Below are 25,512 nucleotides of genomic sequence, written 5' to 3'. Positions count from 1 at the left end.
CCCGGCAAAAAAGCTTGCCGGGACAATCAACTTACCAGCCCCGCCTTCCGTTGGCGGGGCTGACGTTCGCGACTGAGAGATTTATTTCCGTAGCGGTCGTCGCAAGGCGCGGTCCAGATGCGGCAGCGGCCGATCAGCATAGCGGGCAAGCTGTCGTTGCCTAACCCCGCACAGCCCGTAGTGCCGCCATGAACGCGGCTCCTTCGGCCGGAACGATGGAGACCGCATTAAGTGCAGTCACCTCAACGACGCGACCGGCCAACGGGGCCGAGCGGGATCGGCGGAAACCGGATCAGGCGGTGCGCAACCCGCCGCCATGACAGCCGAGATCAATCAGGATGGAAAGAGAACGGTGACAAGAGCGGGCATGCATCACACCAGTCCGCGCTTGGCCATCATCGCTTCCGGGGAAGGCATCTTGCCGCGGAAGGCGGTGTAGAGTTCTTCCGGGTCCTTTGAGCCGCCGGCGGCGTAGATGTTCTTGCGCAGCCGCTCGGCCAGCGCCGGGTTGAAGGGATCGCCCGTCTCCTCGAAGGCGGCGAAGGCGTCGGCGTCAAGCACTTCCGACCACATGTATGAATAATAGCCGGCCGAATAGCCATCGCCGGCAAAGATGTGGCCGAAATGCGGGGTGCGGTGACGCATGGCGATGGTGTCGGGCATGTTGAGCTTTTCGAGCGTTTCGGCTTCGAAACGAAGCGGCTGATCCGCCGCGTCCGGCCGCGCGTGATAGGCCATGTCGACCAACGCCGAGGCCGTGAACTCGACCGTGGCGAAACCGGCACCGAAGGTGCGCGCCGCCAGCATTTTGTCGACCAGCGCCTTTGGCATCGGCATGCCGGTCTTGACATGCAGCGCATGTTTTTCCAGCACCGCCGGCACCGTCAGCCAGTGCTCGTAAAGCTGCGAGGGCAGTTCGACGAAATCGCGGCTGACCGACGTGCCCGCGACCGACGGCCAGGTGACGTCGGTCAGCATGCCGTGCAGGGCATGACCGAATTCGTGGAACAGGGTCTTGGCCTCATCGACCGACAGCAAGGCGGCCTCGCCGGCCGGCGGCTTGGCGAAATTCATGATGTTGTAGATGACCGGCTTCGAGCCAGGGCCAAGCCAATAACCGGATTTCAGCGCGCTCATCCAGGCGCCGGAGCGCTTCGAGGGCCGCGCGAAATAATCGGCGAGGAACAGGCCGCGCTCGCTGCCGTCGGCATTCTTCACGACGAAAACACGGGCGTCCGGATGCCAGGTGGCAATGCCCTTCTTTTCTTCGAAAGAAATGCCGAACAATCGTGTTGCCACGTCGAAACAGGCGTCGATGATGCGGTCTAGCTGCAGATACGGCTTCAGCTCGGCCTCGTCGAAGGCGAATTTCTCTGCGCGCAGCTTCTCCTGATAGAAGCGCCAGTCCCAGGCAGCGAATTTCTCGTTGCTGCCGGCCTCGATCGCCAGCCGCTGCAATTCGGCCTGGTCGCTTGCGGCCTTTTCCACCGCCTTTTCCCAGACTGGATCGAGCAGCGAGTGCACCGCCTCCGGCGCCTTGGCCATGGTGTCGTCGAGCTTCAACGCGGCGTAGGAAGCGTAGCCGAGCAGCTTCGCCTTCTCGGCGCGCAGGCGCAGCATGTCGCGCACCACTTCCGTGTTGTCGGTAGCGCCGCCATTCTGACCACGCATGATGAAGGCGCGGAACGCCGTCTCGCGCAGGTCGCGGCGTTCTGAGAAGGTCGAGAACGGCTCGTAGATCGAACGCGACAAAGTGGCGGCGTAGCGGCCCTTCTGGCCGCGCATCTCGGCGGCTTCCGCCATCGAGCTTTTCAGGAATTCCGGCAGGCCGGCAAGGTCGGCCTCGTCGAGGAACAACGCCCAGTCGCGCTCGTCGGCAAGCACGTTCTGGCCGAAATTGGTGCCGAGCGACGACAACTCCTCGTTGATCGATGCAAGCCGCTTCTTGCCTTCGGCGTCGAGCCTGGCGCCGGAGCGGACGAAGTTTTTCCAGGTCTTTTCCAAAACCCGCAGCGTTTCGGCATCGAGCTTCAAAGCCTCGCGGCGCTGATAGAGATCGTCGATGCGGGCAAACAGGCGTTCGTTCATCGAGATCGCCGAGTAATGCCGCGACATTTTTGGCGAGATGTCGCGCTCCAGCGCCTGGATCGCCTCATTGGTGTGGGCGCCGGCGCGGCACCAGAAGATCGAGGAGACATGGTCGACCGCCTCGCCGGCAAGCTCAAGCGAGGCAAGCGTGTTTTCGATCGTCGGTGTCCCGGTGTTGCCGGCAATCGCCTCGATCTCGGCCTCATGCGCCTTCAGGGCCGCGTCGAAGACCGGAGAAAAATCGCCGTCGCCGATGCGCGTGAAATCGGGCAGGCCGAGCGGCCCTTGCCATGCGGTCAGCGGATGGGCGGCGAGGTCGACGGTGGACGGCATGGGCAAACTTTCGCTGAGTGGCGGGAGGAGGCGGATCGTCACCGATGTAGGACGCCGGCCGGTCGCGCGCAACAGCGGGTCCCGTTCATGGTTCCGTCAGTAGCCGTCGCAATTTTCGGCGATCGCGGCTTGCGAACTGGCGGTGATCTGGTCGTTGGCGACTGCAAAGGTCTCCTGCATCAGCATGTCGTTGCTGGGAAAATCATAGCAGGCGATGACAGTGGTGACGCCGCCCTCCGTCTTCTCGATCCGATGGCGGATTTCGGCCCCGGCGACGGCGCCTTGCCACTCGGCGATCGAGGCGATGAATTCCTGCTTGCTTTGCACGACGCCGAGGTCGTCGAGCTTGATGCGGACGTTGTCGGCGAGCAGGTCCGACAATTCGCTGCGGTCGGCGACGAGGAGTGCCGAATACCAGCGATCGATGATCGCGCTATCGTCGGCACGGGCGAAATCTGCCGAGCACAGCAGTGCCGCAGCCGCGAACGCGTCCCGAAGTCGCGTCATGCCTTGTCTCCTACTCCATCTCCGGCCGCTCGAAATCGCCGGTGTCCTTGTTCATCACCCAAAGCTCGCCGGTCGAAATATCGAACCAGGCACCGTGCAGCGACAGCCGCCCCTTGCCTTCGAGGATCGAGACGCAAGGGAAGGTACGCAGATTGGCGATGGAATAGCGGATCGAGATGCGCTCCAGCGCCGTCTGGCGCTCGGTCGCGGTCATGAAGGTGCTGGACGATACGGTCTCGGCCGCGGGCGCGATCAGGCTCATCCACTTGCCGATGAAGTCGCCCGGCGACAAGGGTGCGGCCGTGGTGTCGAGTGCCGCGCGGATGCCGCCGCAGCGGCCGTGGCCCATCACCACGATGTTCTTGACCTTGAGGCTCTGCACCGCAAATTCGAGCGCCGCCGATGTCGAGTGGAACTGATCGTCGGGCGCGTAGGGCGGCACCAGATTGCCGACATTGCGCAGCACGAACAACTCGCCGGGCCCGGCATCGAAGATCGCTTCGGGCGCGGCCCGCGAATCGCAGCAGGCGACGATCATCGTTTCCGGTGCCTGGCCCTCCCGCGCCAGCGAGCGATAACGGCCGCTTTCGGTGAGATAGCGGCCGCTCATGAAACTGCGGTAGCCGGTGAGAAGATGCTCGGGAAGATGGGGCATGGGCAGCGGTGGGAGCCTTTCCGGGTTGAAGGCAGCTCGGTTCAATCCCGAAAGGCTCTAGCGCATCGGCCCGAAAATCGGAACCGATTTTCGGAAAGCGGAATGGCGTGGTTTCGACGTACCAGCCCGTGTTTTGACACGGGTGAACGAACGCCGCCATTAATCGGCCTCAGAACCGCAGATTGGCGGTTCGACTATTCCGCGATGTCCAGCAGGGTCGATATCAGCAGCCGGCGCTCTTCGGGGGAGAGAATGTCCGAATCGAACAGGTTCATGCTGCGCAGCCCTTCGATGGCGAGATAGCAGACCAGCAGCGCCTTGAGGTTCGGCGTCTCCTGCTTCAGCCGCTCGAATAGCTGCCGCCTGAACGATTTTATCGGCGTCAGGAAATCGGGATCCTCGGCAATCGCCGAAAATATCCAGGATGCCGACGGTTTCGATTCCTCGGCATGCTCGGCCGACAGCTTGATGTAAGTTGCAAGCGGGCTTTCGCCGTTGACGCCGGCCGTGCGGGCGGACTCCAGGGCCTGCTCGAAGGCGCGCAGGTAATCCTCCACCAGCGCCTGCATCAATTTCGCCTTGGTCGGGAAATTGTAGAGAAGACCACCCTTCGACACGCCGGCACGGCTGGCGACCGCATCCAGCGACAGGCTGCCAGGACCCGTCTCGCGCGCCACGGCGGCGGCGGCGGCGAGGATCTTCTCGCGCGAATTTGCTCTGCGGGCCTTCATCAAGCGTTCCCCATTCATTAGCTTAGGCGGAATTGACAAGACCGTCCAGACGGTACAGTAAGATCGCCGTCATTTGAAATTGGGACCAGGCACAGGTATGTGTTCCGGTCATCCGACCGTTATGCTGGGCCGTGGCCGAGGGACTGTTCGTGATCAAGCGCTTCATCATCGCCTTCATTCTGCTCGTGCTGGTGTGCGGCGGCATCGTCGGCTTCAACCTGTTTCGCGACAATGCGATCAAACAGTTCTTCGCCACCATGAAGCCGCCGGCCGCGACCGTGTCGACGGTCATCGTCAAACCGATGTCCTGGACGCCCGGCATCGAGGCGATCGGCACTGTCAGTGCCGTACGCGGCGTCGACCTCACCGTCGAAACCGCGGGCATCGTCAAGGACATCCTGTTCCATGCCAATCAAAAGGTCGCCGCCAACGCCGTGCTGCTGCAGCTCGACGATGAAGTCGAGCGGGCCGACCTCGTGGCATCGAAAGCGCAAGCCACATCCGACCAGACGACGCTGATGCGCGCTCTTGAGCTGCAGAAGCGCGGGGTCGGCACCGACGCTACGCTCGACACGGCGCAGGCAGCAGCATCGGTCTCCGCCGCGCAGGTAAACAAGCTGCAAGCGGTGCTCGACCAAAAGCAGTTGACGGCCCCCTTCAAGGGTACCGTCGGTATTCCGAAAATCGACCTTGGCCAGTATCTCACACCCGGCACCGCTGTGGTGACCTTGCAGGACATGGATACGATGCGTGTCGATTTCACCGTGCCGGAGCAGCAGCTTCCGCAGCTGAAGATCGGACAGACGGTGCGGTTGGGCGTCGGCGGCGGCGACATGCCGTTCACCGGCAGCATCCGCGGCATCGATCCGAAGATCGACCCGACCAGCCGGCTGGTGACGGTAAGGGCGGAGGTCGGCAATCCCGAAGGCAAGCTGACGCCCGGCCAGTTCGTTCAGGTGCGCGTCGAACTGCCCGAGGAGAACGACGTGCTGGCGCTGCCGCAGACGGCGCTGACTTCCAGCCTGTACGGCGACTTCGTCTTCGTGGTGCGCCCGGCCAAATCCGCCGAAGCCAACGGCGCGGCGCCCGAGGCAAAGCCGGGAGAAAAGCCGGCTGCAGATGCTGCCAAGCCCGCAGCCGAGGCACCCGCGGCAAAACCCGACGAAAAGGCGGCCGCTACCCCAGCCAAACCGGCAGCGGAAGGCAAGCCGGCAGCGGAAGAACAGAAGCCGCAGCTCGTGCTAGCCCAGGTGTTCGTCAAGCCAGGCCGCCGCAACGCCGGCCTGGTCGAGATTCTGGAGGGCATCGCGCCCGGCGACGAAGTCGTTACCGCCGGCCAGAACCGGCTCTCCAACGGCATGTCCGTTGCCGTCGACAACACGATCGATCCGAGCAAGCCAGGGAACCAGCAGGCAGCCCAGCAATGAGCTTTTCCGACCTCTTCATTCGCCGCCCGGTCCTTTCGACCGTGCTTGCCTGCATGATCCTGCTTCTGGGTTTTCAGGGCATCTTCAACCTTTCGATCCGGCAGTATCCAGAGGTTGAAGAAACGGCCATCACCATCACCACGGCCTATCCCGGCGCCAGCGCCGACCTGATCCAGGGGTTCATTTCCGCGCCGATCGCGCGTGCCGTCGCGTCGACCGAAAACATCGATTATGTGACATCGGCGAGCCGGCCGTCATCCAGCACCGTGACAGTGCAGATGAAACTCGGCTCCGACCCCGACGTCGCGCTGAACGAAGTCTTGTCGAAGGTGCAGAGCGTTCGCGGCGATCTGCCGGACGAAACCAAAGATCCGGTGATCGTCAAGGGCACCGGCCAGCAGTTCGCGATGATGTACATCTCGATGCAGAATCCGAACATGACGCCGGAACAGCTCACCGAATATATCGAGCGCGTCGTGCGGCCGCGTATCTCGACGGTCGAAGGCGTCGCCGACGTGCAGATTTTCGGCGCCGCCGAATATTCGATGCGTGTCTGGATCGACCCGATCAAACTGGCGGCGCACGGCGTGACGGCGGCGGAAGTGCTGACCGCCATCAACGAATCGAATTTCCTCTCGGCGCCCGGCGATACCGAAAACGAATATGTGGCTTCCTCGATCACGGTTCGCTCGACCCTGCAGACGCCGGAGGCTTTCGCTGCCCTTCCGCTCCGCTCGAAAGACGGCAATGTCGTGAGACTGCGCGACGTGGCCCGCGTCGAGCTCGCCGCGGCGAGCACCGACACCAGGGTCACCTTCAACGGCAAGCCCGGCATCTTTCTCGCCATCTTTCCGACGCCGGCCGCCAATCCGCTGACCACGGCGTCGGCAATCCACAAGATTGTGCCGACCATCCAGGAGACGCTGCCGCAAGGCATGACGATGGAGATCGTCTACGATTCAACCGAGCAGATCAGTGCGTCGATCGAGGAGGTGTTCAAGACCATCGGCGAGGCGGTCGCCATCGTCATCGTTGTTATCCTGCTCTTCCTCGGCTCGTTCCGCTCGGTGCTGATGCCGATCGTGACCATTCCGCTGTCGTTGATCGGCGTCTGTTTCCTACTGTTTTCTTTGGGTTATTCGATCAATCTTTTGTCATTGCTGGCCATGGTGCTGGCGATCGGCCTCGTCGTCGACGATGCCATCGTGGTGGTGGAAAACATCCACCGCCACATGGAGGAAGACGGCTTGTCGCCGATGCAGGCGGCGTTCAACGGCATGCGCGAGATCTCGTCCGCCGTCGTCGCCATGACGATAACATTGGCCGCCGTGTTCGCGCCGCTGGCCTTCACCGGCGGCCTGACAGGCGCACTGTTTCGCGAATTCGCGGTGACGCTTGCCGGCTCGGTGGTGCTTTCGGGTGTCGTTGCCCTAACCGTCACGCCGATGATGTCGGCACGCATCCTGAGGGCCGGCTCGCACAGCCGCTTCCAGCGCATTGTCGACAACACGTTCGGGCGCGTCGAACACCTCTATGAGCGGCTGGTCAGCGGCTCGCTGAAATATCGCCCGGTGACGCTGATGATCGTCATCGCACTGGTCGCCACGACCGGCTTCATGTTCACCAAGACCGCGAGCGAACTGGCGCCGGAAGAAGACCAGGGCTTCTTACTGTCTATCGTGAACGCGCCGCGCTATGCGACGTCGGACTACACCGAGACCTACGTGAACCAAATTCTCGGGCTGGTGAATGATATCCCCGAAACCAGGGCGCGGTTCTCCGCCGTCGCGTTCCAAGGCCCGACGAACAGCGCTTTCGTCGGCTTTGCGTTCAAGGACTGGGCCGAGCGCGCGCGCAGCTCGAAGGAACTTCAGGAAGACATCACTGCCCGCCTTGCCAAGGTGGCGGGCGTCAAGGCTTTCGTCTTCGCGCCGCCGACGCTGCCCGGCTCCGGCGGTGGCCTGCCGATCACGATGGTAGTGCGCTCGACCGGCGAGGCCTCCGAAGTCTACGAGGCGGCGGAAAATATCAAGAACAAGGCGCAGGCCTCCGGCCGCTTCCTCGCCGTGGAGAATTCGATGTCCTACGACGCGCCGCAAGTGACGGTGACGATCGACCGCGACCGCGCCGCGGCACTCAACCTGCCGATCGCCGACATCGGCCGGACGCTGACGCTTCTGGTCGGTGGTGCCGAGGTGGCGCAATTCGACCGCGAATCCAACAGCTACGACATCATCCCGCAGGTGCCACAGCAATTCCGCGACAATCCCGAAAAACTGGGCGAGTATTTCGTGCGCAGCGTCTCAGGCGAGATGGTGCCGCTTTCGGCGGTGGTGAAGATCTCGACCAACGCGTCGCCGGCCGCCATCGAGCAGTTCAACCAGTTGAACTCCGCCACGATTTCCGCTCTGCCATTGCCCACCGTCACCACCGGTGACGGGCTGAGGACCATCGAGGACATCGCTAGGGAAAGCCTGCCCGACACCTTCTTCATCGACTACACCGGTCAATCGCGCCAGGAGAAGGAACAGGGCTACACGATCATCATCGCCTTCGCGGCGGCGGTGCTCGTCATCTATCTGGTGCTGGCGGCGCAATTCGAAAGTTTCCGCGATCCGCTGATCATCATGATGGCGGTGCCGCTGTCGATCTTCGGCGCGATCGTGCCGCTTAATGTCGGGCTCGGCACGCTCAACATCTACACCCAGGTCGGCTTGATCACGCTGATTGGCCTGATCACCAAGCACGGCATCCTTCTGGTCGAGTTCGCCAACCAGCAGCGTGAAATGCACGGCATGCGGCGGCGCGATGCGATCATCGCCTCGGCCAGGGTGCGGCTGCGGCCGATCCTGATGACGACGGCGGCGATGGCGCTCGGCGTGGTGCCGCTGATCATCTCCAGCGGCGCGGGTGCCGCGGCACGCTATTCGATGGGCCTGGTGATCTTCACCGGTATCCTGGTCGGAACCATGTTCACGCTGTTCGTGGTGCCGATGTTCTACACCTTTATCGCCAGCAAGGACCTGCCGCATCACGCCGAAAAGCCGGATCCGAAGCTGATGCCGGTAATGCCGGATTAGATTGTACTAACATTGTACAATAAAAAGACCGGATTTCCGGCCTTTTTTGAGAGCGACGAGAGCAGTATCGCTCACTTGACGATGACGATGCGGGTGTTGGCCGGGCCGAAGACCTCGACGAGCTGGTAGAAATCGGCGGCGTTGTCCGGATGCAGACGCACGCAGCCATGCGAGGCTGGCTGGCCGAGGCGCTTGATGACGCTTGTCGCATGTACGGCGTAGCCGCCGCTGAAGAAGACCGAATGCGGCATCGGGGCGTTGTCGTATTTCTTCGAGTACCACATTTCATGCATGCGGGTCGGCTTGAACGAACCGGTCGGCGTGACGTGCGTCCTGTCGCCGGTCGAAACTTTCCAGGCGAATGTCGGCCGGCCGTCGACCAGGATTTCCATGGTCTGCTGCGATAGCGACACACGCGCGACGATCTTGTTGGCGGCGTGGGCTGCGCCGTTGCCGGCACCGAAAAGCAAGGCAGTACCGGTGATGACGGCGGCGGCGATGTTGATGAGCTTGGCGGAAATGGCAGTGTACATGATGTCTCCCCTATTCTGCCGGTCGGGGCCGGCTCAATTCGATGACCGGCTTATCGGGGCGTCGTGTTTCAAGCCGATTTCGCTAGATGCTCGTTTGTGTTTCGATTCTGTTTCCCCTGACAGAAAAGGTCCGTGCAAAGCAGCTTGCAGTTGCACGACGTCGTTATGACGGTGGCGTGTTTGCCTAGGCGGATCGGCCAAACCGCGGCGCGAATACGCGATTGTCTTTCGTTTGATAGGAATTCACCTGACTCCGAAACCGAGCTGCAACAAAGCGCAGCCTCGGCGGCATGATCCGGATACAGCGAACAGGCAAAGTTGACCTAACGAAAACAGCGGTCAACGAACGATCGGAAGCCAACACTGTTTTCGCGACGGTCTGGATTGGTCTGGACAGTTTCCAGCCTGCGCGTCGACCGGCTCAAGCCCCTCTGGCGGGGGCGGCTTAGGGCCGTTGAGGATGCGCGGCGCCTCCGGCAACTTGCAGCCGAGAGGACCGAAGGCCCGCGCCGCAACGGGGGGCTCCGCTGGCGGCGCGGGCGCTTCGGGGGTTCCCCTGAAGTGCCCGTAAATTCCAATTTTGAGGAACGAACAGGATGAAAACGAAATTCGCGGCTTCCGTGCTTTCCGCCCTGCTTTATGTCCAGGGCCTGCTCGGCATTGCCGGCCTCGCCACCGTGCTGCTGAAGGAACGTGCCCATGCCGGCGAGGTCAGCACGAACAGTGACATGCTGTCCGGCCCGTCGCTTCTCGTGGTGCGCTGAAGAGCATCGGACCCCAAAGTGGAAACCGGTTTTGGGAAAATCGATGCTCAAGACAAAAGGGTGGCCGTCCTGCCTTCAATCGGTGAATTGCGTGGGCGGATCGAACCGGTAGCCCGCACCCCGTATGGTGGTGATGGTTTCGGTATCGAGCTTGCGGCGCAGCCGCACGATGCGCGAATCGATCGACCGATCGAAGGCTTCGGCATTTTCGGCGGGCGCGGCGGCGATGATGTCGTCCCGCGTCAGCACCTTGCGCGGGCTGGCCAGGAACAGCCTGAGCAGCGCCACCTGCCCGGGGGACAGCTGTTCTTCCGTGCCCGAGCGGTGCATGACGATGGCCGATCGGAGATCGACCGTCGCGTTCTCCAGCACGATCAGTTCCCCGGCGCTCCTGCCGCGCCGAGCCAGAAGGCCGCCTACGCGAGCGGCAAGCTCCCTGACATTGAGCGGGCTTTCGACGACATCGGCGGCGCCGAGTTCGAGCGCCAGAACCTTGTCGACCAGATCGGCCGGGCGGCAGATCAGGATGAAATCCGGTCCACCTTCGCCGCCATGTCGCCTGAGCAGGTCGCGCCCCTCTGCCTGGCTGACGCTGTCGCCGACAACCACGACATCGATACCCTTTTCCGAAAGCAGCGATTCGGCCTCCCACGGCTGTCGCGCCGCGCGGACGTCATGACCGCGCCGCTCGAGATGATCGGCGAGATCGGTCGCAATTACTTCAGCGACGGAAACAAGCGCGATAACGGATCGTGCAGCCATGTTTTTCTACCCCGCATACGGCAACCCAAGAAGAGTGCTGGACATCATGTTTATACCCAATCTACTTTCCGCTGAAAGCGGGAGCGAAAGCATCGTGCGGGCACGAATTGTTATTGTCGAGGACGAGCCCGACCTGAGGGATGCGGTCGCCGAGTATCTCGGCGCCAGCGGCTATGATGTGGCCACGGCCGAAAGTGCGGCGGCGGCGCGCGACCTTTTGAAAACCCAGTCCTTCCATCTGGCCATTCTCGACATCGCCATGCCGGGCGAGGACGGCCTGTCGCTCGGCCGCTGGATGCGGTCGAAAATGCCGATCGGCATCATCTATGCGACGGCGGCCGGTACCGCGCTGGACCGCATCGTCGGACTGGAGCTCGGCGCTGACGACTACATCGTCAAGCCTTACGAATTGCGCGAAGTGCTGGCCAGGGTGCGCAGCGTGCTGCGCCGCGTTCCGGAGCCGACGGAGCCACAAAAGGCCAAGGCTGAAACATCCGGCCGCCGGTCCGTGAGCTTCGGACCCTTTCACGCCGATCTCGACGGCAGGCTCGTCACCGGCGCCAACGGCGCGGTCATCGACATGGCCAAGAGCGAGTTCGACGTGCTGGAGGTGTTCCTGACGCGCGCCAACCGGCTGTTGACGCGGGCGGCGATCTCCGAGGCGATCGGTTTCGTCGAGGACCCGGAGTCGTCCCGCGCCGTCGACATCCGCATCATGCGGCTGAGAAAGAAGATCGAGGCGGATCCGGCCAATCCGAAATTCCTGCGCACGGTGCGCGGCGAAGGCTATATCTTCTCACTGCCAGTCGGGGAGAACAACTAAGGCCCGGCGGCTTGAGCAAGCCACGGCCAGGAAATGACGGCTGACCATGACGGCTGAAACAACACGCGCGGACATGCAGGGCGCCAGGCAGGGCGCGGCGATGGTGGCCGTGCATGTGGTTCGCCGGCTGCGCGAAGCCGGCGATTGGCAGCGCGAGATGGAAGGTATTCTCCAAACGCTTTGCGAAGCCATGGATTGTCACCGCGGCATCCTGTTTCGCCTGCGCGAACTGCCCGGCCAGGGCTTCGCCCAGTCGGTCGCCGCTTATTGGATCGCCCCCCGGTTTGGCGGCGAACTGGCGTCACCGACCGTCATCATGCAGTCGGTCGTCGATTCGGACCCATTGCTGGAACGGCTGGCGGAGGACGAGCGTCAAGGCAAGATCTTCGCCGGGCACACACGCGATCTCGAAGGCTTTCTGCGGACCGATTTCGAAAAGCAGAACATCAAGTCATTCCTGTCGGTGTCGGTCTTTTCGCACGGCAATTTGTGGGGCACGCTGGCGGTCAACGACTGCATCCACGAACGCGAATGGACCGACCAGGAAGAGGCGGCGCTGCACATGGTGGCACTCGCCATCGGCGATGCCATCGAACGGTCGCCCTCCGACGCGCATGCCAGCGACGTCATTCGCCGCACCATGCTGCAGGCCTCTCTCGACGCCATCATCGTCATCGACGAGACCGGCTCGATCATCGAATTCAATCCGGCCGCCGAGAAGATGTTCGGCTATCGGCGCAGCGATATCCTCGGCAAGGACCTGCTCGACACGGTCGTGCCGGAATATTACCGCAAGGGCTATGCGTCCGGCGCCGAATATATGTCGGGCCGCGGCGCGCCGATGGTCGGCCAGCGGCTCGAAACGGTCACCCAGAACGCCGCCGGCGAGGTTTTTCCGATCGAGCTGACGGCAACCGAGATGCGGGTCGCCGATCGCCAGCTGATCTTCGGCTCTATCCGCGACCTGCGCGACAGATTGCGCGCCGAGGAGGAAATCAACCGCCAGCGCGAAAAACTGCACCAGAACGAGAAGATGGCGGCGATGGGCTCGCTGCTTGCCGGCGTTTCGCACGAGCTCAACAACCCGCTGGCCGTGGTCGTCGCCCAGTCGACGCTGCTGCATGAATTCGCCGCCGATCCGCAGACCAAGGTGCGCGCCGAAAAGGTGCGCGCCGCTGCCGAGCGCTGCGGCCGTATCGTCAAGAGCTTCCTGTCGATGGTCCGCCTGCACCCGGCCGCACAAGCCGAAACCGACCTCAACCAGGTGATCCGCGCCGCACTCGAAGTGACCGCCTATGGTGCACGGTCGAGCGGCATCATCATCGACACCGATTTCGCCGGCGGCCCGTTGCTGGCCATGGCCGATGCCGACCACGTGACGCAGGTGGCCGCCAACTTCCTCATCAACAGCCAGCACGCCTTGGCCGGCGTTGCCGGCGACCGCCGGATCAAGGTCCGGACGTTTCGCAGCGACCGCGGCAATCCCGGATTCTCGGTCGAGGACAACGGGCCAGGCGTGCCGGAAGCGATACGCTCACGCATATTCGAATCCTATTTCACCACCAAGCCGGTCGGTGTCGGTACCGGCATCGGCCTGTCGATCTCGAAATCGATCATCGAGCGGCACAATGGCAATATCTGGTTCGAGGAGGTTTCGCCGAGAGGTGTGCGTTTTGTCGTGCAGCTGCCGGCGATCGCTGCCGGCGCGGCCGCCGCCGGCGAAGCTCCGTCGCGGTCGAGCGGCTTGCGTCACGCGCTGATCATAGACGATGAGCCGGATGTCGCCGCGTCGCTGTCCGATATTCTGGAGCTGATGGGCATCAAGTCGCGGGTCGTGCCGGCCTGGATCTCGGCCGCCGCGACGCTGAGCGGCCATGTGCCGCCGGACATCGTGTTTTCCGATTTGCGCATGCCCGGCAGCAGCGGCATAGCCGCCTATCGCGAGCTACTCGCCGAAATGCCGGGTCTGGCGCGGCGCTTCGTGCTTGTCACCGGCGATCTGATCGGCGCGAAAGGCGAGATCGAAGCGCTGCCGGCGCAGCAGCGACCGCCGATCCTCGAAAAACCGTTCAGCACGCTGGATGTGCGCGGCGTGCTCTCGGCCATTGCCGAGCAGGCCGCTCTGGGCGGCTAGACTCCGCGATCTCGCCCCGGAAGAAAAAGGCTCCCGGCCGACATTGCGGCGGGAGCCTGACTGGAGTGCTGGAGGGCGCTCGCAAAAAAATCAAAAAACGTTCGGCGTATCAGCCAACGGGGCGGTATTGGCGATCATGCGGACCGGTCGTGCCTTGCCCGACTGGGCAGCGATGACACGCAGGCAATCCAGGCTCTCGGCGCCCCAGGCCTGCCCCTTGCAGGCAAAATCGATCTCCGGCATCGGCAGGCGCGCCGTCTTGGTGGTGGTTGTCGCGCCATCGATGAGGTTGGCCGGCGGGTTCAGTGAGGCGAAGGCCGGACCGACGGTCGGCGTCAACGCCATGCCGGCAAATGCGGCAGCCGCCAGCAGCATGAACATCGCCATCGGATGATCACTGGCGCGCTGGCGCAGCGCCAGCTTCGGGCGTCGGTCGTTACGCTGGGGACCCTGCTGGCGAAGGTCGGTATCGGTGATCTGGATTTTCGTACGCATCGTCGTTTCCTTCGGTCTTCTTCTTTTCCCTGTTGAAACGAACTTAATCGCACCTTGTAACCGGCTAACGGTGATGGATTAACGATTGTGTAACCGGCATGAAACCAAGCCCGCGGCCATTCCTGGGCAAACCGATCCGGCGTAGCTGGCAGCACCGGTGGCATTCTCGTTTTCCGCTACCCACGGCACCAGATCCACGTCGCCTTTCCAGGCCCACAGAGCGTCGGGCGCTCAACAAGCGTAAGGGGATTAACGTCTGGAATTCCCGGGATTTTCCCGGCTTCGATCGTTCGGACTGGGCTCTCGAATCCCGCTCGATTTCCCGTCAAGAATTCGCCCCGTTTTTCCAAGCCATTGCATTTCAACGGAAAATATGCTTTTATTGAACGATCATTCAATAAATGAAGAGCCTTTTATGAACCCGCATCTGCGTGACGTGGCAATCCCAAACGATTGGGATCGGCGGGGGCTGCCGGGCTGGAGCTATCATTCCGACGCCTTGTTCGAACTCGAGAAAGAGCACGTCTTCCGCAACCATTGGCAGATCGCCGGCCATGTCTGCGACGTGCCGAACGCCGGCGACTATCTCACGATGGATGTGGTCGGCGAGCGGGCGCTGATCGTGCGCGGCAAGGATGGCGTTGTGCGCGCCTTCAACAATATGTGCCGCCACCGCGGCAGTCGCGTCGTTGCCGACAGCCAAGGCACTTGCAAGAATGCGCTGGTCTGCCCCTTTCATGGCTGGGTCTACAATCTCGACGGCACGCTGCGCGGTGCTGCCCGCCCCCGTTCCTTCCCCGACCTCGACAAGACCGATTTCGGCCTGATGCCGCTCGAGCTCGAAATCTGGATGGGCTTCATCTTCATCCGTTTCCGCAAGGGTGGGCCGCAGCCATCGGTGGCCGAGCTGTTGAAGCCGATCGAAGCCGAGATTGCCCATTACGGCGTCGCCGAGATGGTGCCGTCCTGGGGCATCTGGACCCAAAAGACGCCGGTCAACTGGAAGTCGGTGCGCGATGTCGACAATGAAGGCTACCACGTCGCCATGGCGCATCCGGCGCTGCAGGACCTTTACGGTGCGACCTATTTCGACGAGCCGTTCGTCAACGGCGTGTCGCGCTCGTTCGCCACCTACAATCCGCATGCCGGACGGCGCTGGAGCGTCGCGCAGTACATCAAGCTCGCACCCGAGGCGAAGCACCTGCCGGAACACCTGCGCAAGGCCTGGATCTACTACGGCATCTTCCCGAACAACGTGCTGTCGATCATGCCGGAATCGGTGCAGTTCTATCAGGAATTTCCGCTGTCGACGGGTGAGACGCTGCTGCGCGGCGCCATCTACCGCTATCGCGACGAGACCAGGGAACAGGCGGCAGCCCGCTACCTATCCTACCGCATCGACCGCGACACGCTGGCCGAGGACGTGAAGCTTTCGATATGGTCCAACGAATCCATGCTGTCCGAAGCCTTCGGAGGTTTTTACCTCTCCGATCTCGAATATGGCGTGCGCACCCACCACGACCATTTGCGTAAGCAAGTTCCCGTGCTCGGATTGGAGACCGCGCCCGAGGAGAAGGATATGTGGGCACTCAACGAGGCGCTCAGATCACGCTCCTGACGCCCTGGTCCTCAGGCCCAGATGGCGACGGGAATGCCTAAACGATCGGCGAGCGGCGGATCCGGAAACGGCATTGCCTCGCCTTTGACGATGCGTCCGGCAACCAGCATCATCGCCGCGGCATCGAGGAAATCGTCGGCGGCCGCGCCGCGCGGCGGCGTCTGGTCGAGAAAATCCTGGCTATAGCCATGCCGGGCAAGCAGCGCCTTGCGTTCGGCCATGCCGGCCGGATTGATGTTGCCCCTGATCTTCTTTGGCAGGCGCATCGCCCGGTCGCCGTTCAGTTTGCAGAAGGCAACTTCCGGATGCGATTCGAACACGCGGCTGCGCAGTTCGGGGCGCGCGATCAGCAGCGAATCGATCTCACGGATCTTGGCGAAGATGCCGAAGGCCTGGATCGAGACACCGCGCGGCGGATCTGAGGTCGTCTTGGCCACCTCACTTGCCTTGCGATGTGCGGCGTACCAGGCGTCGACCGTGGTGAAGGCTTCGATCTCCGCGTAGAGCGCGGCGCGGGAGGGGATGGCAAAGACACTGGACTGCCGGGCCCCAAGCAGCGGCCGCACCAGCGCCTCCGGGCCGCGACCGCCTCTTTGGGAGAAATCGGGCAGGCCGATCGGCATATCGACCGCTACCAACGAGTCGGCGGGCAGTCGGTCGAGCAACGCCGCGAAGCTTGGGAAAACGGCTGTCGACGGTGCCGCACCGGGATCGCGGCGGACGGCTATCCAGCCGGCCTTGCAACCGTCGACGCCGACAAGCACAACACCCCAGGGCATAACATCGTCGGGCGCAACGTCCTTGGGCGCACCATCCTGGGGCACGGCGTCTTCGGCCTGTGTCACGCCCGGCGGTCCCGTTCCGGATGCAGGAGATGGCGAAGCTGCACCATCGCCATCGGGTGCGACAGGCTCTGGGCATCGGTCTCGAGCTGCAACTCGTCGCCGCCGCGCTTGGCGGTCCGCGCCAGGATCTCGTAGACCGCCGCCGTGGTCGATTGCAGCGCCTTGGCGGCCGGCTGGCCGGACAGGATCCGCGCCAGGTAGACGGCCGCCGTCAGGTCGCCGAGCCCATTCGGCGGCTTGTCGATGAGCCGGTGTTCGGCAAGCAGTGCCTCTCTGCCGGCGAGCAGTAAATTGCCGGTGCCGCCGGCCATCATCGCCGGCGCCGATGTGACCAGCATGGCCGGTGGGCCGGCCTGCAGGGCTGCAGCCATTGCCGATTTCAAGTCGGGCAGCGGCGCTCCGGCCATCCATTCCAGCTCGTAGCGATTGGGCGTGGCGATATCGGCGATCGGCATCAGCCGGTCGCGCATGGCGATTGCGGTCGGCTCAGGTACGTAGAGCCCGCCCGAATCGCCCATCACCGGATCGCAGATATAGAGGGCGTCCGGCGTCTTCGCCTTGACCGCGCCGACCAGCGAAGCGACGGCTTCGGCCTGGCCAGCCTCGCCGAGATAGCCGGACAGCACGGCGCCGACCTCGCCCAGCCACGGCGCGCGCTCGAGGTCGGTCATCAGCGCCTTGAACTGGTCCAGCGGTGGCACAATGCGGGTGGCCCGGCCATGGCCCGGATGCCAGGGCAAAATGACAGTCGGCACCGCCCAAACCGGAAAGCCGAGCGTCTCCAGCGCAAAGACGGCGGCACGGTTGCCGACCGAGCCACGGGCGACATGGCTGGAGACGACGATGACCGCGCGCGGCGCGTCGGTTTTTTCGGCACTCATTGATTTTTCCTAACTGCCCCTGGTGACGAAAAGCACGAGCCAGATCAACAGGCCGATGGCAATAAGCAAGCCCGCTGCCCGACCGATGCGGGTGCCCCAATATTCGATCGGGTCCGACCGGTCGGCATCGGCCGCGGTGACGTGGTCGCGCGCGCCTTTAGTGGTTCGTGCAAGGAACGAGGTGCCGCCCGGGTCGGTCTCGCGCGCCACCCGTTCGATGATGCGGCGCGATTCCGCGTCGCTGTCGTGGCGTTTCGCCATGGTGATGTCCCGTTTTATGCCGAGCTTAACCCGTTCGCCTCGTCTGTCACAGGGCCCGACGGCGAATGGCAGAAACCAGTAACACTTCTCGGCCGAAGTCATTTTCTTACGCAAGGATTGTGCTAATGCTTCGCCTGCCAATGCTATCGAGGGGACTTATCATGCTTGCCCAGCGCCTTTCTTCGCCGCCAATCTTCCGTAATTTAGCTGCGTTCCTGGTTATGGCCGTCATGCTGCCGCTACTTGCCGGCTGCGGCTACAACACCATTCCAACAGCTGAGGAAAACGCCAAGGCCGCATGGAGCGAGGTGTTGAATCAATACCAGCGCCGCGCCGATCTCATCCCCAATCTGGTCAACACGGTCAAGGGCTACGCGGCGCACGAGAAGGACACGCTCGATGCCGTGGTCGAAGCGCGCGCCAAGGCGACGCAGGTGACCGTGACGCCGGAAACGCTGAACAATCCGGAAGCCTTCAAGAAATTCCAGGACAGCCAGGCCGGCCTGACCAGCGCGCTGTCGCGCCTGCTGGCGGTGGTGGAGAACTATCCCGATCTCAAGGCCAACCAGAACTTTCTGGCGCTGCAAGCACAACTCGAAGGCACCGAGAACCGGATCACGGTCGCCCGCCGCGACTATATCCAGGCAGTGAGAGAGTACAATCTGACGCTGAGGACCTTCCCGTCGGTGATCTGGGCGACCTTGTGGTTCCGCGGCAACCAGCCGTTTGCGAATTTCACCATCGAGGAGGATAAGATGCAGCCGCCGAAGGTCGATTTCGGCACGCAGCAGGGCGGGTGAAGAACAGCCGGTGAGCGTGGTCCCTATTGGCCTTGCACTCCGTAGCGCCCCCCTCTGCCCTACCGGGCATCTCCCCCTCAAGGGGGGAGATTGGCAGCTTTGGCCTCACCGCCCATCCGGCAACGTTGGAGATTGGCGAAAACAGCCGTGACAGCCGATCTCCCCCCTTGAGGGGGAGATGTCCGGCAGGACAGAGGGGGGCGCGACAGAACGCCAGCCTGGCCTTCCTGCTCGTCTTCCAAAGCCTTCTCCTCCTCCCTCTCATCGCCTTCGCCGCCGACCTGCCAACCCTCACCGGACGGGTCGTCGACAATGCCGGCATCATCGATGCCGCAACCGAGACGGCGCTGACGCAGAAGCTTGCCGATTTCGAGACCAAGGGTTCGGACCAGATCGTCGTCGCGACCATCCCCAGCCTCGACGGCGAGGAGATCGAGCCTTACGCCAACCGGCTGTTCCGCGCCTGGAAACTGGGCCAGGCGAAGGAGAACAACGGCGTCCTGCTTCTGGTGGCGCCGAACGACCGCAAGATGCGCATCGAAGTCGGCTATGGGCTGGAAGGCACGCTGACCGACCTGCACACCAAGCTGATCATCGAAAACGACATGGTGCCGGCCTTCCGTGCTGGCGATTTCTCAGGCGGCATCAGCAAGGCCGTCGACGACATGATCATGGTGCTGGAAGGCAATCCCGAAGAACTGGAGGCGCGCGGCGAACGCAACCAGCAGCCGCCGTTCAACAGCGACGATCTGTTCTTCACGATCTTCATAGCCATCTGGGCAATCATCTTTTTCGGCGGCCTCGCGGCCTCCATCCTGCCGCCGATCTTCGGCCAGAAGATCGGTCCCGGCCGCTATCGCTGGCTGGGCATGACCTTCGAGCCAAACCGGCGGTCATCCGGCGGCTGGTCGGGAGGTTCCGGCGGGGGATGGTCGTCGGGTTCAAGCGGTGGCGGGTTTTCCGGCGGCGGCGGTTCGTCCGGCGGCGGCGGCTCCTCGGGAAGTTGGTGACGAGATGACAAGACACGCCATCAGCCCGGTGGAATCCGGCCGTTTCATCAAAATGATCGGCACCGCGCTGTTGGCCATGGCGGTGCTGCTGGTCGGCTTCGCGGCCCTCGCCGCCGCACTGCCGGCGCTGACCGGACGGGTCGTCGACAATGCCGGCATCATCGATGCCACGACCGAGGCGGCGCTGACGCAGAAGCTTGCCGAGTTCGAGACCAAAGGGTCCGACCAGATCGTCGTCGCGACCATCCCCAGCCTCGACGGCGAGGAGATCGAGCCTTACGCCAACCGGCTGTTCCGCGCCTGGAGACTCGGCCAGGCGAAGGAGAACAACGGCGTCCTGCTTCTGGTGGCGCCGAACGACCGCAAGATGCGCATCGAAGTCGGCTATGGGCTTGAAGGCACGCTGACCGACCTGCACACCAAGCTGATCATCGAAAATGACATGGTGCCGGCCTTCCGTGCCGGCGATTTCTCGGGCGGCATCAGCAAGGCCGTCGACGACATGATCATGGTGCTGGAAGGCAATCCCGAAGAGCTGGAGGCGCGCGGCAAGCGCAATCCGGCGAATGACAATCCTGTCGATCCCATCTTCATGCTGTTCATTGTCCTGTGGGCGACGATGTTCTTCGGCGGCTTGGCAATGGCGTTCCTGCCGCCGATCTTCGGCACGCAACTGTCGCCGGGCGTGTACAAGTGGCTGGGCATGACGTTTCGCTACGGCCGTGGGCCAGCTTCGTCATCCTCCGGTGGCGGTGGCTGGACGTCGGGGACCTCGTCTGGCAGTGGCTGGTCGTCTGGAAGTTCCGGCAGCGGTTGGTCGTCCGGAAGTTCCGGCGGCGGGTTTTCAGGCGGCGGCGGTTCGTCCGGCGGCGGCGGTTCTTCAGGAAGCTGGTGAGACATCAATCATGGCAACACGACCGATCAGCCCCGAGGATCATGAGCGCATCGCCGGTGCGATCCGCGCTGCCGAATCAAAGACCGACGGCGAGATCTACTGCGTCGTGGCGCATGCCAGCGACAGCTATTTCTTCCCGGCCGCTTTCATGGCGACGCTCGGCATGCTCGTCGTCAGCCTCGCGGTCGGTTATGGGCTGGAAGCCTGGTGGCTGTCGATCCGCTTGCCGCATTTCGTCATCGCCGAGCTTCTGGCGCTTGCCAGTGTGCTCATCCTGTTGTGGGCATTGCCGGCATTGCGCATCCATTTGGTGCCGAGGCGGCTGCGCTACCAGGCCGCCCACGCCAATGCGATGAAGCAGTTCCTCGCCCGCAACGTCCACCGCACCACGGCGCGCACTGGCGTGCTGGTGTTCGTCTCGATTGCCGAGCGCTACGCCGAGGTGGTCGCCGACAGCGGGATCGATTCTCGTGTCGGCCAGCATGTCTGGGACGGTGTCGTCCGCGACCTTACGGCGCATGCCGGCGACGATCGGCTTGCCGAGGGGTTCGTCAAGGCGATCCAAGCAGTCGGTGCGGTACTGGCCGAGCATTTTCCGGTCTCGACCGGCGACAGCAACGAACTGGACGACCATCTGGTCGAGATTTGATCTCGCCAAAAGCGGTTTCGCAGCGTCTCAAGGACGCACCGTCCGGCTGTGTGAAAGCATCGCGGCGGTTGACCGGACTCTTGCAATCGGGCGCGGCGGGTTTATGGTTAACCAATCATGAATACGCTGAGCATCGACATCAGGAAAGCCGAACCGCGCGATGCAGCCGCCATCGCCGACGTGCATCTCGAGGCCTGGCGCGGCGCCTATTCGGGCATCATCCCGCACCGCACGCTGACATCGATGATCAACCGCCGCGGCGCCGACTGGTGGGCGAATGCCATTCGCCGCGCTGCCACCGTCCTGGTCGTCGAAATCGGCGGCAAAATTGCCGGCTATGCGACGATCGGCAAGAACCGCGCCCGCGAACTCAGGCAGCAGGGCGAGATCTACGAACTTTACCTGCGGCCGGAATATCAAGGCATCGGGCTCGGCACCCGGCTGTTCTCGGCCGCGCGGGCACGGCTGGCCGACCATGGCCTGAAAGGCATGGTGGTCTGGGCGCTGGAAGACAATCAGAACGCACTTGCCTTCTATGCCGGCGCCGGTGGCCGCGATGTTGCCGAAGGCGTCGAGATATTCGAGCAGAAGGCGCTGAAGAAGGTCGCTTTCGTCTGGGAATGACGGCCAGCGCATGATCCGGCCGGTTTTCGGTTCGGACGATCTCCCCGTACCATTCGCCGCATTGCACCATTCGCCGTCGCCCGCTATCGATCTGCAATCGAGAGAGGGATAAAGCGATGCGTATCGAAGCGATTGCCAGCGGAAAGAACCCGCCCGAGGACGTCAACGTCATAATCGAGGTGCCGATCGGCGGCGAGCCGATCAAGTACGAGATGGACAAGGAAGCCGGCACGCTGTTCGTCGACCGCTTTCTGCACACGTCGATGCGTTATCCCGGCAATTACGGTTTCGTACCGCATACGCTGTCGGGCGACGGCGACCCGATCGACGTATTGGTCTGCAACACGCGCGCGCTGGTGCCAGGCTGCGTCATCAATGTACGGCCGATCGGCGTGCTGGTGATGGAGGACAATGCGGGCCAGGACGAGAAGGTGATCGCGGTACCTTCACCCAAGCTGACCTTGCGCTACGAGGACGTCCACGAATACACGCAATTGCCCGACATTACCCGCCAGCAAGTGCAGCACTTTTTCGAGCACTACAAGGATCTCGAACCCGGCAAATGGGTCAAGATCGAAGGCTGGTACGATGCGGCCTATGCCAAGAAGATGATCGTCGAGGCAATCGAGCGGGCCAGGCGCAAGTAATTATCGGGCGCAAATAATCAGTTGTCGACGCGGCCGAAAGCGGGCGCGTCGCCAAGCACCTCACGCTTGTCCTTGCCGCAGGCGAAGGTGCGTGCCTTCTCGTCGGCAAGCTTGCGCGCCTGATCGTTGGCGGCGGGATTGCCGGTGGTGAGCACAAGGCCGATCGTGCAGCCTTCGTGGGCGTCAGGCTGGGCAACCTTGGCGACAATCAGCACTTCCGTCGACTTGTTCTCGCCCTCGCTATCGCTGATCGAGCGACGATGGATGACCGCGAAAGGAATGGCAGTTTTGCCGTTGGTTTCGATACGCCACTCGACCTTGGGTCCAGCCGAATTGAGGCCGGAAAAGCTTTCCCAGACCGTGGTCATATCGCCAGGTGGAAAGCCGTAGAACAGCGATTCCCGCGCATCATCGTAGGAAACCAGCACCGGGTAGCCGCGGTAGCCCGAACAGGCGAGATCGGCCCAGTCGCCGTCGCCTTCTTCCGCTTGGGCATAGGTGACGCAGTCCTTCTCCCAATCGAGATCGGTATAGACGCTGGATATGTCGCCGGCCCGGGCCACCTGGCAGAAACCGGCGAGGATAAGCGGAACAAGCAGCAGGGCACGCATGGTGGAGAATCCCCTCTGAACCCTATCTCGACCTAAGCCTTGCAAAAAAATACAGGGCGTACAACGCGGAAAAAGAAGAAGATATAACGAACGTTTGGTAGTGAAGCAGGAACATCTTTTGAAGATCGTCCAAAATTGTTCGAGCAATCGAGTTCAAGGCGTTACGTGCAATGTGAGGCCAAAGCGTAGCAATCATATTGCTCCCGACCGGCACAGACAGCAAGAGAGCTATTTCTTCAAGCTTGCCTCGATCAGAAGATCGGCGTTGCGGGCCACCGACTGCGCCGGTCCGCCGGCACCGAACAGCTGGCCGCTAATATAGGCGCCCTCGATCAGCAGCAGCAGCCCGTCGCCCAGCGTCTCGGCGTCGCCGGCGCCCATCGCCGCCGCCATGGCGCGCAAGCGGCGGCGCAGTTCCTGCTTGTTGGCCTCACTCACGACGCGGGCCGGATGGCCATGTTCGGGATATTCGACCGCGGCATTGGTCATGCCGCAGCCACGATAATCGGGCCTTTGCGTACGCTTGCCGACACGCGTCAGGAAGGCGACGATCTGCGCGCGCGGATCGCCGGGATGGGCATCCACCGCCTCGTCGAAGCGCTCCCAGAATTCGAGGTCATAGTGCCGGAGGTAGGATGCGGCCAGCTCATCCTTGGACGGAAAGCTGCGGTAGAGGCTGGGCTTGGTGACGCCGGCACGCCGCACGATCTCGTCGACGCCGATCGCCCTGATGCCTTGCCGGTAGAACAGATCGCGCGCCACCTGGAGAATCCGTTCGGCGGCGCGAGGCGGGGGTGCGTCATTCGCCTTGATCGTTGGTTCAATGCTTTTCATGCCTGGTCTGCCGATTAGCTGGTTGACAATGTTACCGGTCGGTACGTATGTTTCGCGCTCCTGCAACGTACCGGTCAGTAACATGATAGCTCAATCCCGCCCGTTTGGCCAGCGCTACGCTTTCGTCGTGGTCGCCGTCATCTTCCTCTGCCTGCTGATCGCAGCGGGCCTGCGTTCGGCGCCGGCAGTCATGATGCTGCCGCTGGAGAACAGTTTCGGCTGGCGGCGCGACGTGGTGTCGCTGGCGGCGGCCACCGGCATCTTCCTCTATGGCCTGACCGGGCCGTTTGCCGCGGCGCTGATGGAGCGGATCGGGCTGCGCCGCACCTTGCTTGCCGCGCTGCTGTTGATGTCGGGATCGACCGCGCTCAGCCTGTTGATGACCAAACCGTGGCATCTGCTCCTCACCTGGGGCGTGTTTTCCGGCGTCAGCTCGGGCGCCGTCGCCACCGTGCTCGGCGCGACCATCGTCAACCGCTGGTTCAAGACCAATCGCGGCTTGGTGATGGGGCTGATGTCGGCGTCCAGTGCCACCGGGCTGCTGGTCTTCCTGCCGCTGCTCGCCTCGCTCGCCCAGTCGGGCGGCTGGAAGCCGGTCGCCATCGCCATTGCCGTGGCCACCGCCTGCCTGGTGCCGCTGGTCTATATGCTGGTGCCGGAGCGCCCGGCGTCGATCGGCATGGTCCGCTATGGCGCCGATGCCGACGACGTGCCGCCGGTGCCGCCAGCCTCGCAAGGCAATTTCCTTTCGCATACGCTGAGCACGCTGCGCCGCGCCGCCGGCACGCGCGTGTTCTGGTATCTGTTCGCCACCTTCTTCGTTTGCGGCTTCACCACCAACGGGTTGGTCGGCACGCATCTGATCGCCTTTTGCGGCGATATGGGCATTGGCGAAGTGCAGGCCGCAGGCCTGCTCTCGATGATGGGCATTTTCGACCTTGTCGGCACGACGCTGTCGGGCTGGCTTACCGACCGTTTCGACCCGCGCAAGCTGCTCGGCGTCTATTATGGCATTCGCGGCCTGTCGCTGATCTATCTGCCCTATTCCGGCTTCTCGGCGACCAGCCTGATCATCTTCGCGGTGTTTTACGGACTGGACTGGATCGCCACCGTGCCGCCGACGCTCAGGCTTTCCAACGAGGCGTTCGGCGACCGCAGCGGGCCGATCGTCTTCGGCTGGATCGTCGCCGGCCATCAGGTTGGCGCCGCGACAGCGGCCTTCTTCGGCGGCACCATGCGCGAGCTGCAAGGCAATTACGAGCTTGCCTTTCTGATTGCCGGCATGACGGCAATAGCCGCCGCCTGCATCTCGCTGCTGATCAACACCACCCGCCCGGCCTTTGATCCGGAACCGCAGGCGGCTTGAGCTGCGACGGCTGAGCGCTAATCTCCCCGACGGGGAGATGGCCGGGAAGCAGCCTGAGGGGGTCGGTCCAACCGGGCTCGGCTCCTTATCGCAGGCGCAAGAGGTCGGTGCTCCATGCGAGACGACCCCCTTCTGTCGC

The 25,512-nt window shown here is 63.0% G+C and carries 25 protein-coding genes; 13 read left to right on the top strand and 12 right to left on the bottom strand.

The genetic code is table 11. The features are described 5' to 3' along the window. Nucleotides 1-372: 372 nt before the first annotated feature. The 4 genes from NKJ23_RS20215 to NKJ23_RS20200 all read right to left on the bottom strand — a co-directional run bounded on the left by NKJ23_RS20215 (nt 373) and on the right by NKJ23_RS20200 (nt 4,314). Nucleotides 373-2,427, bottom strand: coding sequence for a M3 family metallopeptidase (locus tag NKJ23_RS20215; RefSeq protein ID WP_352681927.1), 2,055 nt, complete (start codon nt 2,425-2,427; stop codon nt 373-375). Between the two features lie 90 nt (nt 2,428-2,517). Further along, on the bottom strand, nt 2,518-2,928 hold the full coding sequence (locus NKJ23_RS20210; protein WP_352681851.1) for a nuclear transport factor 2 family protein: 411 nt from the start codon (nt 2,926-2,928) through the stop codon (nt 2,518-2,520). Nucleotides 2,929-2,938: 10 nt separating this feature from the next. After that, nucleotides 2,939-3,583: a carbonic anhydrase gene (locus NKJ23_RS20205; protein ID WP_352681849.1), complete on the bottom strand. Its 645-nt coding sequence runs from the start codon at nt 3,581-3,583 to the stop codon at nt 2,939-2,941. A 194-nt stretch (nt 3,584-3,777) separates the two neighbouring features. Continuing rightward, on the bottom strand, nt 3,778-4,314 hold the full coding sequence (locus NKJ23_RS20200) for a TetR/AcrR family transcriptional regulator (RefSeq protein WP_352540889.1): 537 nt from the start codon (nt 4,312-4,314) through the stop codon (nt 3,778-3,780). A 149-nt stretch (nt 4,315-4,463) separates the two neighbouring features. On the opposite strand from NKJ23_RS20200, the gene NKJ23_RS20195 reads away from it, so the two are divergent. Continuing rightward, nucleotides 4,464-5,741 (top strand): efflux RND transporter periplasmic adaptor subunit, encoded by a 1,278-nt coding sequence (locus NKJ23_RS20195; protein WP_502894784.1) that lies wholly within the window; start codon nt 4,464-4,466, stop codon nt 5,739-5,741. Beyond that, the gene (locus tag NKJ23_RS20190; RefSeq protein WP_352451257.1) at nt 5,738-8,821 is read left to right on the top strand and encodes an efflux RND transporter permease subunit; all 3,084 of its coding nucleotides are present in this window, start codon (nt 5,738-5,740) and stop codon (nt 8,819-8,821) included. The genes NKJ23_RS20195 and NKJ23_RS20190 overlap by 4 nt, the downstream gene beginning before the upstream one ends. Nucleotides 8,822-8,892: 71 nt before the next feature. Here NKJ23_RS20190 and NKJ23_RS20185 read toward each other — a convergent pair whose 3' ends face one another. Further along, entirely contained in the window at nt 8,893-9,354 is a 462-nt protein-coding gene (locus NKJ23_RS20185; RefSeq protein WP_352681846.1) for a L,D-transpeptidase, read from the bottom strand. A gap of 596 nt (nt 9,355-9,950) precedes the next feature. On the opposite strand from NKJ23_RS20185, the gene NKJ23_RS20180 reads away from it, so the two are divergent. Further along, nucleotides 9,951-10,118: a hypothetical protein gene (locus NKJ23_RS20180; protein WP_352451255.1), complete on the top strand. Its 168-nt coding sequence runs from the start codon at nt 9,951-9,953 to the stop codon at nt 10,116-10,118. A 75-nt stretch (nt 10,119-10,193) separates the two neighbouring features. On the opposite strand, the gene NKJ23_RS20175 is transcribed toward NKJ23_RS20180, so the two are convergent. Then, nucleotides 10,194-10,880, bottom strand: a complete 687-nt coding sequence (locus NKJ23_RS20175; protein ID WP_023678149.1) for a response regulator transcription factor — start codon at nt 10,878-10,880, stop codon at nt 10,194-10,196. A gap of 46 nt (nt 10,881-10,926) precedes the next feature. Between NKJ23_RS20175 and NKJ23_RS20170 the strand changes: the two genes are divergently transcribed. After that, entirely contained in the window at nt 10,927-11,703 is a 777-nt protein-coding gene (locus NKJ23_RS20170; RefSeq protein WP_352681923.1) for a response regulator, read from the top strand. Between the two features lie 46 nt (nt 11,704-11,749). Continuing rightward, nucleotides 11,750-13,837, top strand: a complete 2,088-nt coding sequence (locus NKJ23_RS20165; protein ID WP_352681844.1) for a PAS domain S-box protein — start codon at nt 11,750-11,752, stop codon at nt 13,835-13,837. A gap of 90 nt (nt 13,838-13,927) precedes the next feature. Here NKJ23_RS20165 and NKJ23_RS20160 read toward each other — a convergent pair whose 3' ends face one another. Further along, nucleotides 13,928-14,332 (bottom strand): hypothetical protein, encoded by a 405-nt coding sequence (locus tag NKJ23_RS20160; RefSeq protein ID WP_352681843.1) that lies wholly within the window; start codon nt 14,330-14,332, stop codon nt 13,928-13,930. A gap of 415 nt (nt 14,333-14,747) precedes the next feature. Between NKJ23_RS20160 and NKJ23_RS20155 the strand changes: the two genes are divergently transcribed. Further along, a complete protein-coding gene (locus NKJ23_RS20155; RefSeq protein ID WP_352681841.1) occupies nt 14,748-15,950 on the top strand; it encodes an aromatic ring-hydroxylating oxygenase subunit alpha in 1,203 nt (400 codons plus the stop codon). A gap of 11 nt (nt 15,951-15,961) precedes the next feature. On the opposite strand, the gene NKJ23_RS20150 is transcribed toward NKJ23_RS20155, so the two are convergent. From NKJ23_RS20150 to NKJ23_RS20140, 3 genes are all read right to left on the bottom strand, one after another. After that, nucleotides 15,962-16,729 carry a DUF429 domain-containing protein gene (locus tag NKJ23_RS20150; protein ID WP_352681921.1) on the bottom strand — a complete coding sequence of 256 codons (768 nt, stop codon included), beginning with the start codon at nt 16,727-16,729 and terminating at the stop codon, nt 15,962-15,964. 62 nt (nt 16,730-16,791) lie between these two features. Next, a complete protein-coding gene (gene pdxY / locus NKJ23_RS20145; RefSeq protein ID WP_352681839.1) occupies nt 16,792-17,676 on the bottom strand; it encodes a pyridoxal kinase PdxY in 885 nt (294 codons plus the stop codon). Nucleotides 17,677-17,685: 9 nt separating this feature from the next. Continuing rightward, complete coding sequence (locus tag NKJ23_RS20140) at nt 17,686-17,937, bottom strand: hypothetical protein (RefSeq protein ID WP_023678142.1); 252 nt, start codon at nt 17,935-17,937, stop codon at nt 17,686-17,688. Between the two features lie 161 nt (nt 17,938-18,098). Between NKJ23_RS20140 and NKJ23_RS20135 the strand changes: the two genes are divergently transcribed. The 6 genes from NKJ23_RS20135 (at nt 18,099) to ppa (ending at nt 22,562) form a co-directional block, all read left to right on the top strand. Then, nucleotides 18,099-18,737 carry a LemA family protein gene (locus NKJ23_RS20135; protein ID WP_352681837.1) on the top strand — a complete coding sequence of 213 codons (639 nt, stop codon included), beginning with the start codon at nt 18,099-18,101 and terminating at the stop codon, nt 18,735-18,737. A gap of 167 nt (nt 18,738-18,904) precedes the next feature. Continuing rightward, complete coding sequence (locus tag NKJ23_RS20130) at nt 18,905-19,747, top strand: TPM domain-containing protein (protein ID WP_352681835.1); 843 nt, start codon at nt 18,905-18,907, stop codon at nt 19,745-19,747. A 52-nt stretch (nt 19,748-19,799) separates the two neighbouring features. Continuing rightward, nucleotides 19,800-20,642, top strand: coding sequence for a TPM domain-containing protein (locus NKJ23_RS20125; RefSeq protein WP_502902553.1), 843 nt, complete (start codon nt 19,800-19,802; stop codon nt 20,640-20,642). Nucleotides 20,643-20,652: 10 nt separating this feature from the next. Further along, nucleotides 20,653-21,291, top strand: coding sequence for a TPM domain-containing protein (locus NKJ23_RS20120; protein WP_352681831.1), 639 nt, complete (start codon nt 20,653-20,655; stop codon nt 21,289-21,291). A gap of 117 nt (nt 21,292-21,408) precedes the next feature. Then, nucleotides 21,409-21,915 carry a GNAT family N-acetyltransferase gene (locus tag NKJ23_RS20115; protein WP_352681829.1) on the top strand — a complete coding sequence of 169 codons (507 nt, stop codon included), beginning with the start codon at nt 21,409-21,411 and terminating at the stop codon, nt 21,913-21,915. Nucleotides 21,916-22,031: 116 nt separating this feature from the next. Beyond that, nucleotides 22,032-22,562, top strand: coding sequence for an inorganic diphosphatase (gene ppa, locus NKJ23_RS20110; RefSeq protein ID WP_352451245.1), 531 nt, complete (start codon nt 22,032-22,034; stop codon nt 22,560-22,562). Between the two features lie 17 nt (nt 22,563-22,579). Here the strand turns inward: ppa and NKJ23_RS20105 are convergent, their stop codons facing one another. Further along, complete coding sequence (locus tag NKJ23_RS20105; protein ID WP_352681827.1) at nt 22,580-23,173, bottom strand: hypothetical protein; 594 nt, start codon at nt 23,171-23,173, stop codon at nt 22,580-22,582. Between the two features lie 228 nt (nt 23,174-23,401). After that, nucleotides 23,402-24,007 (bottom strand): TetR/AcrR family transcriptional regulator, encoded by a 606-nt coding sequence (locus NKJ23_RS20100; protein ID WP_352540898.1) that lies wholly within the window; start codon nt 24,005-24,007, stop codon nt 23,402-23,404. Between the two features lie 82 nt (nt 24,008-24,089). On the opposite strand from NKJ23_RS20100, the gene NKJ23_RS20095 reads away from it, so the two are divergent. Beyond that, nucleotides 24,090-25,373 carry an MFS transporter gene (locus NKJ23_RS20095; protein WP_352681825.1) on the top strand — a complete coding sequence of 428 codons (1,284 nt, stop codon included), beginning with the start codon at nt 24,090-24,092 and terminating at the stop codon, nt 25,371-25,373. Nucleotides 25,374-25,512 lie beyond the last annotated feature (139 nt).

It is taken from the genome of Mesorhizobium sp. M0184 (genome assembly GCF_040322215.1).
In the GTDB taxonomy this organism is placed as follows: domain Bacteria; phylum Pseudomonadota; class Alphaproteobacteria; order Rhizobiales; family Rhizobiaceae; genus Mesorhizobium.
Note: the sequence above shows the minus strand (reverse complement) of the source record. Positions and strands in the feature narration are given on the sequence as shown.